This window comes from Muriventricola aceti, assembly GCF_025567565.1.
GTDB lineage: Bacteria > Bacillota > Clostridia > Oscillospirales > Oscillospiraceae > Lawsonibacter > Lawsonibacter aceti.
In genome coordinates, this window is sequence record NZ_JAOQKF010000003.1 from 113,977 (window position 1) to 132,147 (window position 18,171).

Annotated in this window: 16 protein-coding genes; 6 read left to right on the top strand and 10 right to left on the bottom strand. The window is 51.9% G+C overall.

What is annotated here, in order from left to right; translation table 11 throughout:
• Positions 1-249 (top strand): helix-hairpin-helix domain-containing protein, encoded by a 249-nt coding sequence (locus tag OCV64_RS04590; protein WP_240288597.1) that lies wholly within the window; start codon positions 1-3, stop codon positions 247-249.
• 32 nt (positions 250-281) lie between these two features.
• Here the strand turns inward: OCV64_RS04590 and OCV64_RS04595 are convergent, their stop codons facing one another.
• Positions 282-2,645, bottom strand: coding sequence for a SpoIIE family protein phosphatase (locus OCV64_RS04595; protein ID WP_262669433.1), 2,364 nt, complete (start codon positions 2,643-2,645; stop codon positions 282-284).
• Between the two features lie 225 nt (positions 2,646-2,870).
• Here OCV64_RS04595 and OCV64_RS04600 point away from each other — a divergent pair, with 225 nt between their 5' ends.
• The 3 genes from OCV64_RS04600 to OCV64_RS04610 all read left to right on the top strand — a co-directional run bounded on the left by OCV64_RS04600 (position 2,871) and on the right by OCV64_RS04610 (position 6,005).
• Positions 2,871-3,218 carry an Asp23/Gls24 family envelope stress response protein gene (locus OCV64_RS04600; RefSeq protein ID WP_147573342.1) on the top strand — a complete coding sequence of 116 codons (348 nt, stop codon included), beginning with the start codon at positions 2,871-2,873 and terminating at the stop codon, positions 3,216-3,218.
• Positions 3,219-3,245: 27 nt separating this feature from the next.
• Positions 3,246-4,934: a DAK2 domain-containing protein gene (locus OCV64_RS04605; protein WP_186852263.1), complete on the top strand. Its 1,689-nt coding sequence runs from the start codon at positions 3,246-3,248 to the stop codon at positions 4,932-4,934.
• 552 nt (positions 4,935-5,486) lie between these two features.
• Positions 5,487-6,005 (top strand): QueT transporter family protein, encoded by a 519-nt coding sequence (locus OCV64_RS04610; RefSeq protein WP_262669434.1) that lies wholly within the window; start codon positions 5,487-5,489, stop codon positions 6,003-6,005.
• A 466-nt stretch (positions 6,006-6,471) separates the two neighbouring features.
• Here OCV64_RS04610 and OCV64_RS04615 read toward each other — a convergent pair whose 3' ends face one another.
• The 8 genes from OCV64_RS04615 to OCV64_RS04650 form a co-directional block, all read right to left on the bottom strand.
• Positions 6,472-7,461: a beta/alpha barrel domain-containing protein gene (locus OCV64_RS04615; RefSeq protein WP_262669435.1), complete on the bottom strand. Its 990-nt coding sequence runs from the start codon at positions 7,459-7,461 to the stop codon at positions 6,472-6,474.
• Between the two features lie 29 nt (positions 7,462-7,490).
• Entirely contained in the window at positions 7,491-7,952 is a 462-nt protein-coding gene (locus OCV64_RS04620; protein WP_186852261.1) for a RidA family protein, read from the bottom strand.
• Between the two features lie 74 nt (positions 7,953-8,026).
• Positions 8,027-9,046, bottom strand: a complete 1,020-nt coding sequence (locus OCV64_RS04625; protein WP_262669436.1) for a TAXI family TRAP transporter solute-binding subunit — start codon at positions 9,044-9,046, stop codon at positions 8,027-8,029.
• Between the two features lie 20 nt (positions 9,047-9,066).
• Entirely contained in the window at positions 9,067-10,977 is a 1,911-nt protein-coding gene (locus tag OCV64_RS04630; RefSeq protein ID WP_262669437.1) for a TRAP transporter permease, read from the bottom strand.
• 2 nt (positions 10,978-10,979) lie between these two features.
• On the bottom strand, positions 10,980-11,492 hold the full coding sequence (locus tag OCV64_RS04635) for a LeuD/DmdB family oxidoreductase small subunit (protein WP_262669438.1): 513 nt from the start codon (positions 11,490-11,492) through the stop codon (positions 10,980-10,982).
• Complete coding sequence (locus OCV64_RS04640; RefSeq protein WP_262669439.1) at positions 11,479-12,750, bottom strand: aconitase/3-isopropylmalate dehydratase large subunit family protein; 1,272 nt, start codon at positions 12,748-12,750, stop codon at positions 11,479-11,481. Before OCV64_RS04640 ends, OCV64_RS04635 begins: the two co-directional genes overlap by 14 nt.
• Positions 12,751-12,768: 18 nt before the next feature.
• Positions 12,769-13,725, bottom strand: coding sequence for a threonine ammonia-lyase (locus tag OCV64_RS04645; protein WP_262669440.1), 957 nt, complete (start codon positions 13,723-13,725; stop codon positions 12,769-12,771).
• Between the two features lie 13 nt (positions 13,726-13,738).
• Positions 13,739-14,899, bottom strand: coding sequence for a pyridoxal-phosphate-dependent aminotransferase family protein (locus tag OCV64_RS04650; protein ID WP_262669441.1), 1,161 nt, complete (start codon positions 14,897-14,899; stop codon positions 13,739-13,741).
• Between the two features lie 289 nt (positions 14,900-15,188).
• Between OCV64_RS04650 and OCV64_RS04655 the strand changes: the two genes are divergently transcribed.
• Positions 15,189-15,905 carry a GntR family transcriptional regulator gene (locus OCV64_RS04655; RefSeq protein ID WP_186852254.1) on the top strand — a complete coding sequence of 239 codons (717 nt, stop codon included), beginning with the start codon at positions 15,189-15,191 and terminating at the stop codon, positions 15,903-15,905.
• 484 nt (positions 15,906-16,389) lie between these two features.
• On the opposite strand, the gene OCV64_RS04660 is transcribed toward OCV64_RS04655, so the two are convergent.
• On the bottom strand, positions 16,390-16,905 hold the full coding sequence (locus OCV64_RS04660) for a putative ABC transporter permease (protein ID WP_262669442.1): 516 nt from the start codon (positions 16,903-16,905) through the stop codon (positions 16,390-16,392).
• 181 nt (positions 16,906-17,086) lie between these two features.
• Here OCV64_RS04660 and pyrB point away from each other — a divergent pair, with 181 nt between their 5' ends.
• The gene (gene pyrB / locus OCV64_RS04665; protein WP_186852253.1) at positions 17,087-18,148 is read left to right on the top strand and encodes an aspartate carbamoyltransferase; all 1,062 of its coding nucleotides are present in this window, start codon (positions 17,087-17,089) and stop codon (positions 18,146-18,148) included.
• The last annotated feature ends 23 nt before the right edge of the window (positions 18,149-18,171 follow it).

Consider the following 18,171-nt stretch of genomic DNA (forward strand, 5'->3'; position numbering starts at 1 on the left):
ATGAAGTCGGAGCTGGAGCGGATCCCTGGAGTGGGGTCGAATATGGCCCGCCACTTGGCGGATATTGGCTATACCACTTTGAATTCCCTGCGAGGCGAGGACCCGGAGCACATTTATCAAAAGGACTGCTTGTTCCAGGGCTGTCAGGTGGACCGGTGTGCCCTGTATGTCTACCGGCTGGCGGTGTACTATGCCGAACATGGGAGCTGCCCGGCGGATAGGCTAAACTGGTGGGACTGGAAGGATTAAAACATGGCGGACGCTACAGCGTCCGCCATGTTTCATTTTAACGATGACTTCATCTGGCCTGCTGCCCGCTTTTCAATGCGGATGACCAGAGCCGTTCGGTCATCGGTGACCTCTTTGGGGCTGTCGGTAATGAGTTCACGGGCCAGGTCTTTGGGGCTGGCCCCGTCAAACTGGGCTAGCTTGTCCTTGACCCACTGGTCTTCCCCGGCGCCGCAGATACCGTCGCTCACCATAAGCACTGTGTCCCCTGGCGCCAGCTTCAGGGTGAACTGGTCCAGCGCCCCCTGCTCTCCCTCGGCCAGCCCGGCGGGGAGGGAGGTGCCGGACAGCCTCTGGACCGCAGAGCCCTTTTTTACATAGCTGGGAGCGGCCCCCAGCTTGAACAGCTGGCCCTCGCCGGAGAACAGGTCCACCTGGAGCAGGTCTACCGTAGTAAAGCCGCCGGTTTCCTCTCCGCGGAGCGCCAAGGCGGAGGAGAGGGTGGACAGGGCGTGACGTGGTTCTACCCCGGCCTGGAGGAACTGCTCCAGCAGACGAACCGCCAAGGAGCTCTCCCGGTTGGCGTCAGGGCCGCTGCCCATGCCGTCGCACAGGAGGACATACAGCTTGCCGTCGGACCGCTTGAAATAGGTTCCGGAGTCGCCGCTCACCGTCTCGCCGCTTTTTTTCTGGGCGGCCACTCCGGCCAGAGCCATCAGCGGCTCCTGCTGGAGAAGGGAGATGGAGTCCTCTCCGGGCTGGTCCACCCGGAGGGGGACACCCAGCAGGTCAGACAGGTCGGACAGACGGCTGGGCCGTGCCAGGGCAGCGCAGCCAGGACCCTCTGCCTCCACCCGGAGCAGGCCCCTGCTGTCCCGGTATACCGCGGTCCGGATGTCCAGTCCCAGCTCCGCCACCCGCTGGCGCAGCTTCCGGTCTCCCAGCAGGTCGGGAATGAGCTCCCGGCTCAGTTCTGCAGAGGCAGCCCCCAGCAGATCAGCCAGTTGGGCATACTGCCGGCCCACTGCCGCCCGGCTCTCCTTGACCCGAGCGTTGTACTGGCGGCGGTAGAACAGGGCGGTGAGTTCCTCGTTTACGGTGGATAGAAAGGCGGAGAAATGGATGCATCGGTGGGAGAAATGGCTGGGAAAGTCACTCCCCTCCGCGCGGCCCCGCTCCACCATGGCGGGGGTGGCGTCATTGAGAGCGTTGAAGGTGGTAGTGTAATTCTGCTGCCAGCAGTTGTTCCGGAGAGAGCAGGAGCGGCATACCCTGCTGGCGGTTCGGTCAAAGACGGTGGCTACGTCATTGTCATTCTCCGGGGGACGGAAGGCGGAGCGCAGGGAGTCGCACAGGGTACGGAAGGCCTTGGCTGTGGCCTCCAACTGATGCTGGACCAGGGCTTGGGCCCGCAGGTCCACAGGGCCGGCCATCTGGGGAGCCAGCCACACGCCCAGCTTGCGCATGGGCCGCTGGGGCAGCAGGAGAAAGGCCACCGAGGCCACAAATACCTCGTACAGAATGGACAGAGGCAGCTCCCGCTCCCAGGTCCATAACACTGCGCCACCATTGACCAGTACATAGACCATGGCGGCCCACAGCCGTGCCTTGCCCCGGCACAGGCCAGCCATCATGCCGGACAGACCGTAGGCCATGGTGTACATGGGGGCGCCTGCTCCGGCCAAGTCCATGGCCATGCCCAGAGACACCCCGGCGATGGCTCCGGTGGCCAGACCGCCCTGCCAGGCGGCGGTTATCACCGCCAACACAGCAAGGATGCGGCCTAGAGAGATATCCTTATAGATGTAGAGGGGGACCAGCGCCATCAGCGCGGTGGCCAATAAAACCAACAGGCCGGCCCGGCGGGTAGGGGAGAGGAGCCTGTCCTCCCGGTGGACACGCATAGGGACCAGGACCGCCCGGTAGCACCAGACGGCCGCTGCAGTCAGGCAGACCTCCAGAGAGAAATAGATGGCGTCAACTGTCTTCCATCCCTGTTGGGACAGATAGATAAAACCCGCCGCCCCGTTGATGGAGGCGGTGAGCAGCGGCATGGTCCAGGAGCGACGGATCGCCTTCAGATCGTAGAAGGCGAAGGCCACAGCAAAGGTGAGAATGGAGGCGGAGGCGTACCGCAGCCCGTCCGCAAAGCCCATCTGGCACAGATATCCGAAGCAGGCTCCCAGCAGAGCCGCCCCTCCGCACAGTCCGGAGCCCGCCGCCCCGACCAGGGCCACCCCGAAGGGGGAATACCCCTCAAAGATGACCGCCCCGGCCAGCACCGCCGCCAGCAGCAGATGGATACCCGCCTCCGCCCATAAGGTGAGGGCGGAGGCGGACAGCTGGATCTGACCGGTCTGTTTGGACTGCTGCCGAAGTTTGTTGAGCTTTCCGTGTATGCTTTCTCTGGCCGTCATGCCTGTTTCCTCCTATGTATACGGCCCCAGAGGGCCTGTCCTAACCTGATGTGCCCCATTATATTCCAATTTCTGGAAAAGATGCGTCGAATGGTGTAAGGGTGGGCCGGTAGAGGAAGGGAAAAGAGGACAGAAGTTGGGACTTGTATTTTTGCGGAAAATCGAATACAATAGAAACTGTATTAATATGGATTCCTATCCTGCGCGAAAGGAAGGTAGAGATCTATGAAACTGCAGAACGAGCTGGGCGAGATCCGCATCAGCAGCGATGTTTTTACCGCCATCACAGGAAGCGCCGCCACCAACTGTTACGGCGTGAAGGGGATGGCTGTCCGCTCTAAGACAGATGGTCTGGTCCATCTGCTGAAGCGGGAGTCTATGGCCAAGGGCGTGAAGGTCTATTATAACGAAGATGGAACTGTGTCCATCGAACTGCACATCATTGTGGAAAACGGGGTCAACCTGATGGCTGTCTGCCGCTCCATTATGAGCGAGGTCCGCTATGTGGTCAGCCAGACCACGGGAGTAGAGGTCGCCTCGGTGGATGTGTGTGTGGATTCCATGCGCTTTTAACCATTCATAGAAAGGAAAATAGCCACTATGGTACACAATATTGACGCGGCGGCTTTCCAACGAATGGTGATTCATGGAGCCGCTGCCATCAGCGCGCAGAAACAGCCCATCAATGATCTAAATGTATTTCCTGTCCCGGACGGCGACACAGGCACCAATATGTCCCTGACCATCGGCGCGGCCGCTGCGGAGATGAAAAAGAACCGCTATCAGGCTGTGGGTCAGGCCGCCCAGGGGACCGCTTCGGCCCTGCTGCGGGGGGCCCGGGGCAACTCCGGCGTCATCCTGTCTCTGTTGTTCCGCGGCTTTGCCAAGGCGATCAAGGAGAAGGAAACCATGGACGGCCGGGATTTGGCTATCGCTCTGGATTTCGGCGTGGCCGCCGCCTATAAGGCGGTTATGAAGCCCGCCGAGGGCACCATCCTCACGGTGTCCCGTCTGGCCGCCGCCCGGGCCGCCGGCTGTGCCCGGGAGAACAATGACGTCGAGGCCGTGCTGGAGGCCGCCATTCAGGAGGGCCATGTGGCTCTGGCCGACACGGTCAATCTGAATCCCGTGCTGAAGAAAGCCGGGGTAGTGGACGCCGGCGGAAAGGGCTTTCTGGTCATCCTTCAGGGCATGCTGGATGAGCTCCGGGGACTGCCCATGCCTGAGGTGATGGAGGAGAAGGAGGGCTCCGGGGATAAGGCCGACTTTGAGGCCCTGTCCGTGGAGGATATCACCTTTGCCTTCGACACCGTGTATATTATCCGCAAGGACCGGGAGGATGTGGACCTGGAACCTCTGCGCCGCTATTTGAATTCCATTGGCGACAGTCTGGTCATTGGTGAGGACGACACCGCCTTTAAGGTTCATGTCCACACCAACATACCCGGCCAGGCCCTGACCGAGTCCCAAAAATACGGGACGCTGGAGCTGGCCAAGATCGAGAATATGCGTACTCAGGCGGAGGATCTGGCCGCCGGCAAGCACGTCCAGAGCACTGACGATCTGGAGAATGTGGAGCGGGAGCTGGAGGCCGGCGGGACTGAGGGCCCGGCCAAGGCGGCGCCAGAAAAAAAGTTTGGCTATGTGGCTGTCTGCGCTGGCGCTGGACTGGAGGCTGTATTCCGTGACTTGGGCGTGGACGGACTAGTAGGTGGAGGACAGACCATGAACCCCTCCACAGAGGACATCCTGAAGGAAATCGAGCGCACACCGGCTGAAATCGTCTATGTCCTGCCCAACAATAAAAACATCATTATGGCGGCCGAGCAGTGTGTGTCCCTGTGCGAGGATAAAAAGGTGGTAGTCCTGCCCACCAAGACTATCCCCCAGGGCATCTCCGCTATGCTGTGCGCCGAACCGGACGCCAGCGAGGAGGACAATACTGCCGCCATGACCGACGGCTTTAGCCGGGTCCGGACCAGTGAGATTACCTACGCGGCGCGGGACTCCGACTTTGGCGGCTTTGCCATCAAGCAGGGGGACTATCTGGCCCTGGAGGAGCACCAGCTCTTTGGCACGGACCGGGACTTGGAATCCATGCTGGACCGGCTGGCCCACTCGGAGGGACACCAGGAGGCAGAGTTTATCTCTATCTTCTATGGAGAGGACGTTACAGAGGAGCAGGCCCAGCGGGCGGAGGAGATCTTCGCGGCGGCCTGCCCCAAGGCGGAGGTCAGCCTGCTGCCCGGCGGCCAGCCCGTCTACTACTATATGATATCTGCGGAATAAGGACAAAACAGAGCAGGCCCTCTCCAGATATGGAGAGGGCCTGCTCTGTTTTGCGGTCAGGGACAGGGCGTTCCGTTTTCCTTCTGTCCTGTGGAAGGCTGATTTCAGAATAGCCAAGCGGGCAGTTGCCCGATATGGTGGCTGCCGATTAAACTAAGATTTGAGATTATTGCTGAACTATGAAATTGGAAATAATATCTGCTGCCTTTTCCGCGTTGGAAAAGAGAGCGGGGTACCCTCCGGCTGGGAAAAGATATACAGAAGCTTGGGAAAGCATAAGGCCATTTTTCTATATTCTTCCTCCGGCTTATGAAATAGCGGACGCTTTTCCTCTATGATTCACCAGCACGGAAAGGACAGAGATCCCTCTGGACAAACAGCGCGGACTGTGGTAAGATATTGCTCGACGAGTTCCTTCCAAACCTCGTCCAAGCATAGAAGCGCCGGGTCTCCGACCACGAGGGAGCGGAGCGTGGCAGGGGAAGATCCCTGGTTCTATGTTCGTTCAGCGGTTCCGCCGCTGTTCTCTAAACAAAAAATGGAGGTTTTTTCATGTCCAAATTTACCATCAAAGACCTGACTCTGGCGGCGCTGATCGCCGCCGTCTACGCCGTGCTCACCGTGGCTTTGCCTGTCCCTGCATTCAGCGGAGTCCAATTCCGGGTGGCCGAGGCCATGACGGTCCTGCCCTTCCTGTTCCAGGCCGCCACGCCGGGGCTGTTCGTGGGTTGCGTCATCGCCAATCTGTTTTCCCCCTATCCCCTGGATGTGGTGTGCGGCTCCGCCGCCACCCTCATCGCTTGCCTGCTCACCCAGCGGATGCCAAACCGGTGGCTGGCCTCCCTTCCCCCAGTGGTGTGCAACATGGTTATCGTGGGGGCGGAGATCGCCTGGTTCGAGGCCGGCTTCGGCCCGGGTTTTGGAGCAGCCTACGCCTTCAACGCCCTCACCGTAGGGTTGGGCGAGCTGGCCGCCTGCCTTATCCTGGGGCAGTTGCTGCTTTCCGCCCTGCCCAGGGTGCCGGCTCTCCGTCCTTTTATCCCGGAGCGGCGCCTGACTACGACCCGCTGAAGCAAAAGCTCCCGTCCAGAACCGCTGGACGGGAGCTTTTTGTATTCCGCCCCCCCGGCTATGCCGGGGGGGGTCCTATTGTTGTATTATAATATCTTTCGGATATCAGGTAGTGCCATAAGAACTTTTTAAGGAAGAAGAAAAGAAGGTATCCCTTTGTATAATAAAGGGGGCGGGCTATTACGGTATAAAAGTACAATGTATGACAACAAAGAAAAATGCAGAAGCGATAGCAGAACATAACAAGCATTAATTTGTTTAGGACTGTATCACAGATTTATGATGCTGTTAAACGGTTCATAATACATAGATAAAACTAGATGACTACATACCATTCAATCTATACGTTAGGCATAGATTGAATGGTGTGCAAGTTGCTGAACTTCCGGTATTCACATCTTGTAGTGCGGCACTCTCAAATAAAAGATATAGAGCGGTAGCGATGCGATTTGGCAGCGGAAACAGCTTAAGCTAATTTTGTGGCGACCTCACGCATCAGTGTCTCGCTAGGATTCTTTCGGTTGAGTTTGGAGGTCTCAACTATCAACTGATACAAATCTACCCCAGCATCTGCGGCTACGGCGGTAAAGGTCTTCACGAAGGCTGAGTGACAACCGCTATAGCCTAAAATCAGATCTTTAGGCAGCAATGAGGGCTTATAACCCTGTTGTGTCATAGCAGGAATTAACTCTTGATCTAGAAAGTGTAGTAGACCATAGAAGTCAAGTTCGTCGCACTGGCCCTCTGTCTGCATGAGAGCAGTGGCCAACTCAGTTGGCATATTGCCGGCGCTACGAGCCATGCCCAGTAGGCCGCAATCCAGGATATCGGCACCACTGCGGTAGGCCGCTAAAGCGTTAGCAGAGCACATGCCCATATTAGCGTGACAATGGAAACCGATAGGCACTTTGACGGCGTTTTTCATAGCTTCCACAGATAGGCTAACCTGATCGGGAAACATACAGCCTGCAGAATCCATCAGAGTAATCTCATCAACACCAGCATCCTCCAGAAGACGGGCTTCCTCCGCTAGTTTATTAGGAGAGAGAATATATGCCTTCATTTGAGAGAAATATGCCTTCATTCCGTGCCCTTTGATATCTTTAATTTGCTTCAGATATAGGTGGGCATCACCTGCATCGCTACCACAACGTAGAAAGCCTAAGTTATAATGGGCGGCTAATTCAATGTTAGCCGCTTCGTAGCGCTTTGCGTTCAGAAACATACCAATTTCAGCCTTTTTAAGGAAAGGCTGGGCTAGTTTTAAATACTCTTCATCACTTAAAGGGGCCGGGAACCCTTTGTTGGAGGCACCGATTCCCTTGGCATTACCAAACTCAATGATTGGGTAGTGGTTTGTAGTCAGGCCCTTCAACATCAGTTGAGTTAATTCCGCTGAAAAGCCGTTGCCGACTACATTTGCCCCATCACGCAGGGTACAATCCATAATTTTCATAGCTGGGATCTCCTCTCAATAGAAACGATCTATATTGCGACTTGAGCAATCAGTTCGATCTCACATGCAGAATCTCCAGGCAGTTCAGTCACACCGAAGGATGTCCTAGCATGTAGCCCTAATTCACCAAATATCTGATACAGCAGATGTGAGGCTGCTTCTATCACTGCTCCCTGTTTGGTAAAACCATGTGCGCTGTTTACATAGCCCGTCAAACGCACAATACGCTTTACGTTGTCTAAACCACCGCCGAAGTCGTTAATGAGTGCCAAACAATTTCGTACGCAGATCTTTGCGGCTTCCTGCCCTTCCTCTAGGGTGAGATCACTGCCCACTTTTCCAATATAAAGTAACTTACCTTCTATTTTGGCCGTCTGACCAGAAGTAAAAACCAATTCTCCGACCTTTACCACAGGGGAGAAGGTGCCGCCGGGTTGCCTAGCGGTCGGAATCTCAATGCCTAACTTTTTGCATCTTGCTAAAATATCCATAGCGGTACCTCGTTGTCAATAAATTGTGCGGGAGCGAATCGTCTTATAATTCGCTCCCACAGGTAAGAGCCGATTTACAACACTCCGGCCTCTTTATAGTACTTTTCTGCACCGGGATGAAGGGGCGCAATACAGGCATCAGATATGTTTTCGGGCGACAAGTCACTAAAGAAACTGTGGGCCTTTACCAGTTCTTCCTTACCTTCCATAATGGACTTCACGATGCTGTAAGCAGTATCCTCATCCATGCTGGCATTACAGTATACAGTTGTCCAAAGCCCAACCGTGACAGCGTCTTCGCTTTGACCAGAGTAAGTTTCAGCAGGAATTGTCATCTGGGAATACTCAGGAGCTCCCTGTACGACAGTGTTGATTTGATCGGGAGACAAGCTCAGCAGAGTCCAGTCAGAACCATCACCATAGATGTCGGCAATCCAAGATGCGCCTAAACCGGTAGCGTCCAGAATGGCATCTACCTGACCAGTTTTCAGACGGGAAGAGGCTTGCACACGACTGCCGCTATATTCCAAAGTCACATCGTCCAGAGAAAGGCCTAACATAGGCAGTAGCTTCATTGTGGCCAGCTCGACACCGTCACCAGGAGCCAAGCATTCAAATTTGGCACCAGCCAGATCAGTCACATTAGAGGCTCCCAGAGACTTTTTGACCAAGATATGAACGGGGGTAGCATTGAAGTTGAACAGGGTTCGGATATCCTCTGTGGCCATGCCTTCGTAACTGTCAGTGCCGTTGATTCCGGAGGCCACGGCGCTGGCTTGGGACATACCCAGATCCAGCTCGCCATCATTGACAGCGCCTACATTATACACACTTCCGCCAGTTGCCTGTGCGGTGACAGACAGGCCTGTAGCATCCATGATTACAGAGGCAGCAGCGGCACCCATAGTAAAGAAATTGCCGCCAAGACTTGCAGTTCCCAGACTAAGGGTCTTTCCGCTGGGATCTGGTTGCGAAGTTTGGCTGCCGACAGAGGAATTACCTTGGGATCCAGATGGGGGAGTAGTGGGATTGCCGCAGGCAGATAAGCTTAAAGACATTGCAACAGCCAGGCATAATGAGAGTAGCTTTTTCATGTTTATTTCCTCCATTTATATTAATTTTTTGGGGACACTAATTCCTTTTTCCTCAAAATAGAGACCACAACAACTATTGCTGATACCACTAAGCCAATCAAGGAAACCAGCACATCAGGCCAGATGAGTAGCAGCGCAATAATGGCAAAAGCAACACGTACATATGGGGCCACAGGCTTTATAAGCGCACCCTCAACAGCGGCACACAGGAACAGCAGTCCAAGACCTGTAACAAAGAAACTGAAAACTGTAGCCATAATATCGATATCCCCTGTAAGTAGTAATTCCGGGGAATAAATAAAGATGAACGGTACTATGAATCCAGCTACAGCTAGTCGCATAGATAAGAAGCCAATTTTGTTGGGGTTACCTCCAGACAGTCCGGCGGCGGTATAAGCACCAGTGGCTACAGGAGGAGTGATGGTGGACATGCAGCCGTAATAGAAAACAAACAAATGTGCATACAAGTCGCTGATACCTACTAAAGTCAAAGCCGGAGCGGCGCTTATACTAGCCAGGACATAGGCTGCAGAAGTGGGCAATCCCATACCCAAAATCATAGCGACCAGCATAGTCATCACGAGCGTCAGAAGTTTGACGCCCCCTGTGACCTGGAAAATAATGCGGGCGATGGTCATGGTGATACCGGTAAGAGAAAATGTGCCTACCACGATACCTACTACTGCGGTGGCAGTCCCTAGAGTCATGGCAGTTTTGGCAGAATTGTACATAATACGTACGATCTTGTCCAAATTCAGTCTGGTTTCCTTGCGCAACATGGATAGCACCAATGCAGTGACAATGCCGCCCCAAAACGCAGAAAAAGTAGGTGTATAATTCATAACCAACAGAACAACGATACCAACCATGGGTAGAAGGAGATAGGAACGTTTCAGTAAATTTCCCCAATTCTGCTTTGCTTCCCCACTACTGCCCAGGCCCAGACGAACCGCTCGGAAGTGAACAGTGCAAAACACGCTGACATAATACAGAAGGGCTGGTAGAATTGCAGCTACGGCTAATTTGATATAGGGGATTCCCAGTGTGTCAGCCAGCATGAAGGCGGTTGCCCCCATAACTGGAGGGAGAATCTGTCCACCGGCAGAGGCGGCACACTCCACAGCGCCGGCAAAGTTAGCGTCATATCCTACGCGCTTCATCAGAGGAATAGTGAAGGCTCCGGTGGTAGCTACATTAGCAGAAGTTTCGCCACTGACCATACCCATTAAGGAACTGGAAATAACAGCCACTTTTGCTGGACCGCCTCTGGCATTGCCGGCAATTGCATTGGCGAGGTCGTAGAAATAGTCGGAGATACCTACCTCCTGAAGTAGTGAGCCAAAAATGACAAAAATCACAATAGTTTCGGCAGAAACACCTAGAGCAAAACCAAAGATGCCTTCGCCTCCAAGCACAAGATGGTTAATGATTCGCTTCAGCGTATAACCACTGGTTGACAGAATGCCGGTAAGGTACTGGCCAAAAAATGCATAGGCAAGAACGATAAGGGATAAAATAGACAGACCGGGGCTGACTACCCGGCGGGCACCCTCATACATCAGGATCATGGTAAGTATACCCAGAACTACATCAACGTCGGCACAGCGCCCGCCCATTTTGATGAGTGCATCATAACGAAGGAACATTCCAATAAACACTGTTGCTGTGAAGATGACAAGGAGAGCGTCCATGATTCCAATATGATCACGTCTGCTTTGACGGAAAAACGGAGTTAACAGGAAAATCATGATTAGTGCAAAGCCCAGATGTACAATGCGGACTTTGTGAGGAACCATGTAGATGATTTGTGCAGCGATCAGGATTTGAAAGAGCATCCACATGATACCTGTGGCTAAAGCAAACTTTTGAGAAGGCCCATCTAAGGCTTTACGCAAACTTTGCCGACTGATTTTTTTCTGTTTTTCTTCCACAATCAACACCCTTCCTTTTGGCCACGTTGTAGTTTGACAAACTTGATAAGCCCTCCGCTTAGGATAATATTCTCAAGCTCTTTACGTAAGCCGGGACACCGGACAGACAGTTTATTACTTAAATCCTCTACCAGAATACCATTATCGTCCATGGTTATGCGGAGCAGATCCTTTTCACGGATACTACTGGTGTCCATTTCCACAATAAGTATACCGTTGTTGATAGCGTTACGATAATAGCTCCTTGCAAAGGACTTAGCTAATATGACAGGTATATTATTGCCCTTGACTACTTGAGTAGCCACTTCCATAGCAGAACCGCAACCAAAATTTTCCCCCGCTACCAGAATTGTAGTGCCGTTTAATTCATGGAAAAACCCAGGACGGATATCCTCCATGATATACTGCTTTAAAATATTTACATCCAAAGTGTCGCGTTTTCGACGGGAGGAAATAATATAATCGGTGTTGATGTCGTCCCCAAAGCAAAAAGCTGGGCCCTCAAACTGTACCATGATGCATCAACTCCTTTGGATCAGTAAATTTTCCTGTGAGGGCTGAAGCGGCTGCCACTAAGGGAGAACCCAAATAGATGTTGGCTTCGGTGTTGCCCATGCGGCCCAAGAAGTTCCGGTTAGCAGTAGATAAAACAGTAAAACCATTTCTGGGAACACCGGGGCTGCTGCCGCAACAGGGGCCACAGCTAGGCGTCAAAATCATAGCACCCCGCGACAGTAGTTCAGTGGCAATTCCTTCTTCCAGCATAGCCATATATATATTACGGGAGGCGGGTATAACCAAAGTTTCTGTCTGGAACTTTCGACCTGGGGTCTGTTTAAGCAGTTCATAAATAGTACGGAAGTCCTCCAGCCGACCGTTTGTACATGTGCCCAACAATACCATGTCCACTTTTAGGCCCTCTAGCTCGGACAGCTTTTTGCAGTTGGACACCCCGTGTGGACAGGCGATGATATGTTGAATTTTGGAAAGATCCACAGTGTAGTGCGCACAGTAGACTGCATCTGAATCAGAGGCAACTGCGCCATTAGAAGGCAGTCCCCTCTCACAGCAGTAAGCCATTGCTACTGCGTCAAAAGGCATCACACTACACTTTGCACAACACTCTGCCATCATGTTGCAGATAGTGCGCCTATCATTCATGGACAAGTGGACAAGACCTTCACCCCCATATTCCACAGCTTTATAGTTGCCACCGTTAACACCTAACATCCGGATAAGCCACAGAGCTACTTCCTTCCCGCCGATTCCCGGATTTGGTCTGCCAATGAAATCAATCTTGATCGTTTCAGGTACCTTAAACCATAATTCGCCGCTTTGAAATACCATAGCCATATCAGACGAACCGATTCCGATGCCAAGGCAGTTCAGGTAACCATAGGTGGTGCTATGGGAGTCGCCGCCCACGATGAGACGACCAGGCTGAACATAGCCTTGTTCATCAAAGACCTGGTGAGCAATGCCCTCACCAGCTTGGAATATAGAAATACCATATTGTGTAGAAAAGTCGAAGACAGTCTGCTGTAACTCTGCTACTTTGCTATCTGGGCAGGGGACATAGTGATCTAAAATAAAAGCAATGCGTTCTGGATAGGGAACCTGAGTGGCGTCCATGTCGTGAAAAATTTCAATCGTCAGAGGGCCAGAGGCATCGTTGGACATGGCTGCATCGACCTGAGCCATGATTACATCGCCGGCCTTTGCATCCGATTTTGACTTTATAGAAAAAATCTTTTCAGCAATGGTCTTTCCCATAAATTTAGACTCCTTTGCTCAGCGGTGGATAACACAATCTAGCAGAGACAGGTCATTGTTGCCGCCAGTGAGGATAAAACAAACTTTATCAGTAGAATTAACGGATAATTGTCCGTCCATAGCAGCTGCCAATCCCATCACAGAAGAAGGCTCCGCCACCAGTTTTGCTTCCGTTATACATAAGGCCATGGCCGCAAGAATGCGGTCTTCACTAGCATTGAACAGTCCGTCCACCCGTTTGCGGATGATTTCGAGGTTCCCGGCGTCAGCGTGGTTGCAACGGGTGCCATCAGCAATGGTGTACTGAGTCTCAATGGTGAGAGCTTTGCCCTCTGCTAGGCTTTTTGCATAACGGGGGGCACTTGCTGGCTCAACGCCAAATACTCGGATAGAAGGTTTTAGTTCCTTGGCAGCGATAGAGACGCCAGAAATCAGTCCACCACCACCTACAGGAGAGACAATGACATCTATATCCGGCTCATCCTCCAGTACCTCCAGCGCAATAGTGCCCTGACCAGCCAGGACGTAGAAATCGGCATGAGAGTGGATGAGTGTATAGCCCTTTTCCTCAACTAGTTGCCGAGCGAGGGCTACACGCTCACCGGTCTGAGTTCCTTTGAATCGTATCTCCGCCCCCAGTTTCTGGATACCGGCCAACTTGGCTGGATTGGGACCCTCGGGCAGAACTATGGTGGCTTTTATGCCCATCTTCCTGGCTGCGTAAGCTACGGCCTTAGCATGGTTGCCCGAGGAGGCGGTGACCACACCATTCCGTCTCTCGTCCTCTGTAAGGAGAGTCATGCGGCTGGTAGCACCCCGGACCTTGAAAGAGCCGGTAAGCTGGAACATCTCAGGCTTTAAGTAGACTTTACAACCAATAAACTCATCTAACGTGGGGGCGCGAAGCAGAGGAGTGTGGATTATATAAGGGCGAATACGTTTATAGGCATCCTGGACATCTTTTAATTCCAGCATGACGTACCTCCTACTACTTGTCACTGTAAGCTAGGAAGGCTTGTAGACCTTTGCCGACAGTCTGATTCCAGCCTAGAGTTGCCATTGCACTCTCTAAAGCAGCAATGCACTGAATCATATCCTCAATATAACAATAGCCCATGTGTGCGATGCGGATAGTTTGGTTGGCATAATCCCCCAGACCTTTACCAATCTGCAGATGGTACTCGCTCTGCATGTAAGATGTAAGCTTGGCGATATCAACACCTTCGGGGGGCGTGGCGACAGTTAAGGAATCACTACGGAAGTTACAGGTTTCAGGGAACAGCTTGAAACCCATGGCCTGAAGAGCCGCTCGAGTGCGGCAGGCTAAGTCATGGTGGCGGGCAAAAACATTCTCTACCCCTTCCTCATGGATTATCTTAACGGCTTCATGGACCGCTAATACTAAGCTAACAGGAGTCGAACCAGGAGTCTGACCGTTTTTCTCAATGCTCTTTTTGATGCTTTTGAAGTCAATATAGAAGTCACGGGATTCTATGGTAGCACAGGCATTCTCAGCTTTTTCGCTTAAGACGCAGAAACTCATACCCGCGGGGGACATCAGGCCTTTCTGGGAGGCTGTAACCACAGCGTCTACCCCCCATTCATCAAATTTAAAAGGGGTGCAGCCGGCAGCACTGACAAAGTCCACGATAAGCATAAGGTCATATTTTCGGGCCAGTTTTCCGATTTCCCAGATCGGGTTGACCAAGCCATTGGAGGTATCGTTATGTACCACTGTGATGGCAGTAGCCTTCTCATCTTGAATCAGTTTTTCGAGGTATTCTAGATTCACAGTATCAGTCCAGCTTTCATAGCAGCGGACATTGGGGATACCATTGCGATCCATCATTGTAGCAGCCATTGTACCGAAGCTGCCGTTACATATAGCGATAGCTTTGTCATTAGGGGTAAGGATATTGTTGACCACGCCTTCCATGGCCCCCCGACCAGTAGTATGTATTGGATAGACTGGCCGCACGGTTCCAAAAAGAGGCTTCATAAGTTCCAAGGTTTCCGTTAAAATGTCAGAAAATACTTTGGTGCGGTGATGGTAGCAAGCACTGATAGATGCGAGTGCAACACGGTTTGGAATATTGACAGGCCCTGGAGTAAAAAGTTTATTGGGCCGAACTAAAAAAGCTTGATTCATAAGATTTCCTCCTCTAACAAGTTTGTCCATGGATTGCATGCTATTATTTAAATAATAGAATGCAATTTTTAATTATAAAATATCATTATATGTATTGTGTGTCAAGGGTTTTATTTAATATAGACTTAATATACATTTTTTGTGGGATAATTTTGTGCAGTATATATGATTTCGCTTGTAAGCTCTAATGATTGTTATTCGAACGAGTCTGTGGTATAATATGGGATAATAATTGCAATTTTAACTTTTCCTCTATAATAAAAACATCAGATGATAGGAGTATCTCTTCATGTCCGTTGGGCAAAAAGCTAGTGAAGTAGAAAAAATTTTTGTTGAGCTACAGCAACAGATAATACGGGGAGATTTACCACCGGGATATCGACTGGTGGAATCGCAAATTGCTGCGCAATTTGGTGTAAGCCGTACACCGGCCAGATTAGCGATTGAACGTCTAGCTACGGCCGGTTTGGTAGCGCATGAAACGAACCGCGGCGCTACCGTTCATCAGTTGAGTTTTGATGAACTGAGGGAATTGCTCCATATCAGGAAGATCAATGAGGGACTCACGGCCAGCATGGCTGCACAAAAGCGGAGTTCTGAGGATATCATGTTGCTGAAAAATACTGTAGCTCAAATGCAAAGAGCTCTTGAAGGGGAGGATGTCACTCTTTATTCATCTCTAAGTAGTAAGTTGCATACGCAGATTATGGAGATTGCTGGCAATCGTTTTTTGACTGATTTTGTGATGCGCATCTATATGATAACCTCCCCGTATCATATGGCTATTACTTCCCTTCCTGGACGATCAGAACAGTCGTTCCAGGAGCACTGTACTGTAGTAGATGCTATTATTGTTGGAGATAGTGATACTGCTTACCAAGCCATGGTTCAACACATTGGTATTATTGCTAATTTTTTTGATACAGAATACAGTCAAATTTACTATCGCTATTTAGATATTAAAGCTCAGAAAAAGGCCCAACTACGTGGAAAAAATGAGAGCTAAGTACTATAAAAAATGATTTCGCATACCATAGTTTATATTTGGTCCAATTCCTGCTGTTGTGGGTGACCTTGACAATCCATTACTACCAGCGCCAGTACTTTAGAACAAGATAGTATACAGAATCCATTTCCGTCTGGGTATAGTTGTTTTATTGCTATATCAGACAGGTCATGTGGTAGAGTGACTGGAAGAGTGTACAATGTACATGTACCTCCTGTAAGAAAAGGGGCAAGACCTCACTTCCCCAGTCACAATGTAGGTATTCGATATACAGACCTTTGGCAAAAAAGCATCATATTAAAGTAGTATTTTTGCTGTGATGTTGGGCGCACCTAAGGCATACATTTTTAGTATGAACTAGTATCAAGCTATCGATTTGGAAAGTATATGACTGCCTGCGGGATAGTAAAACAGCCAGTCCATTTGGACTGGTTGTTTTTTCTGTATCTGCTGGAGGCAACAAACAGTAGTACCTTCCCCGGTATCAGGATCGGCGCCACTCCAGACAGGATCGGTCATGGGTTTGAGCCAACAGTGCCAGAGAAATCAAGGAGTCCACCCCCACCGCTGTCACGGCGGACAGGCTGACCGGCCCTGGGATGGCCTGAACCAATGGTGCTAGAGCCGGATGAACCCAGTAGATCAGAGGCAGAGCTAGAACACCCCAAGCCAGAGAAAAGGGCATACATATCCTGCCGTGGATGCTGCCTGGCAATCCTCGGTAGTCCCAGAAGGAAACCTTAAGGGCTTTTTCATAAAAGAGACTGACCCCATATTCTACCGCTGTGGCCGCTAGTCCGCCCAACAGAAAGACGGCCGGAGGAAAGCCTTTGACTGGAGCCAATAGCAAAATGGCGCAGGCACCCAACCCATAGACGGGGCATAGAGGCAGCACCAACAGACATTTGCGTTCCGGATATCCCCCGGTGATCCGGGCATAGGACACCTCTAACAAAAAGCCAAAAAAGCTGTATATCAAAAAATACCAAAACCAGACCAAATGAGACCCTCCATTCACATTTGTTAGGGTGTGGAAATGGATGATTTTCATGCGGGGAAATTTTTGTGATTTATTGGTGTGCTCCTGAGTTAAAAAATAGGAAAAGTTGTTCTGCCACCTTGCGGAGCGGGGTGGTTTGTGGTAGGATAGCTGGAAGAAAAAAGATGAGGAGTGAGGGACGATGCGGCACCTGATCGATTTTGGCGACCTGTCCCGCCAGGAGTGGGATCAGCTATATGCCAGGGCCAGTCAGATCATAGACGCCCCGGAGAAGTTCATTGATGTATGTCGGGGCAAGGTGGCGGCCAATTTGTTTTACGAACCCTCTACCCGAACTAACTTTTCCTTCCAGACCGCCATGCTTCGGCTGGGTGGGACGGTATTTGGGTTCGCGGACCCCAATTCCTCCTCTGTGGCCAAGGGAGAGACGCTAAAGGATACCATTAAAATGGTGTCCAGCTACGCCGACGTTATTGTCATGCGTACACCTTGGGAGGGGGCGGCCAAGGCGGCCTCCCTCTACTCCCATGTTCCGGTGGTCAACGCCGGGGACGGCGGCCATATGCATCCCACTCAGACCATGGCTGACCTGACGACCATGACCAAGCTGCTGGGCGGCGTGGATGGACTGGCTATCGGACTGTGCGGCGACTTGAAGAATGGGCGCACGGTCCACTCCCTCATCAAGGCCATGGCCAAATTTGAACATATCCGCTTTTTCCTGATCTCGCCCCGCGAGCTGGCTGTCCCCGACTATGTGCGGGCTTTCATGCTGGAAAATGAGATGAAATTTACGGAAGTCACGGGGCTGGAGGCGGTCATTCCACAACTGGATGTGCTGTATATGACCCGGATCCAGCGCGAGCGGTTTGTAGATCCCCTGGAATATGAGCGGAACAAAGGGATCTATATTCTCACGCGGCGGAAGCTGGACCGGGCCAAGGAGAAGATGCTGGTCATGCACCCCCTGCCCAGGGTGGATGAGATCACTGTGGATGTGGATGACGATTCCAGGGCGGCCTATTTTCAGCAGGCCCGGTACGGGATGTTTGCACGGATGGCCCTGTTGTCCGACCTGGCGAACCAGCCCCGGCTGGAACGGACGGAGGCGGTGGAGATCGGGACCAAGCCGGTGTGCTCCAACCCCAGGTGCATCACCCAGACGCAACCGTATCTGCCGCCTCTGGTGAAAAAGAACGGTGGGGTGGATTGCTGCGCCTTCTGTGACACGGCTCTGCGCTGAACGAACGGAGCGCCTGTCAATAA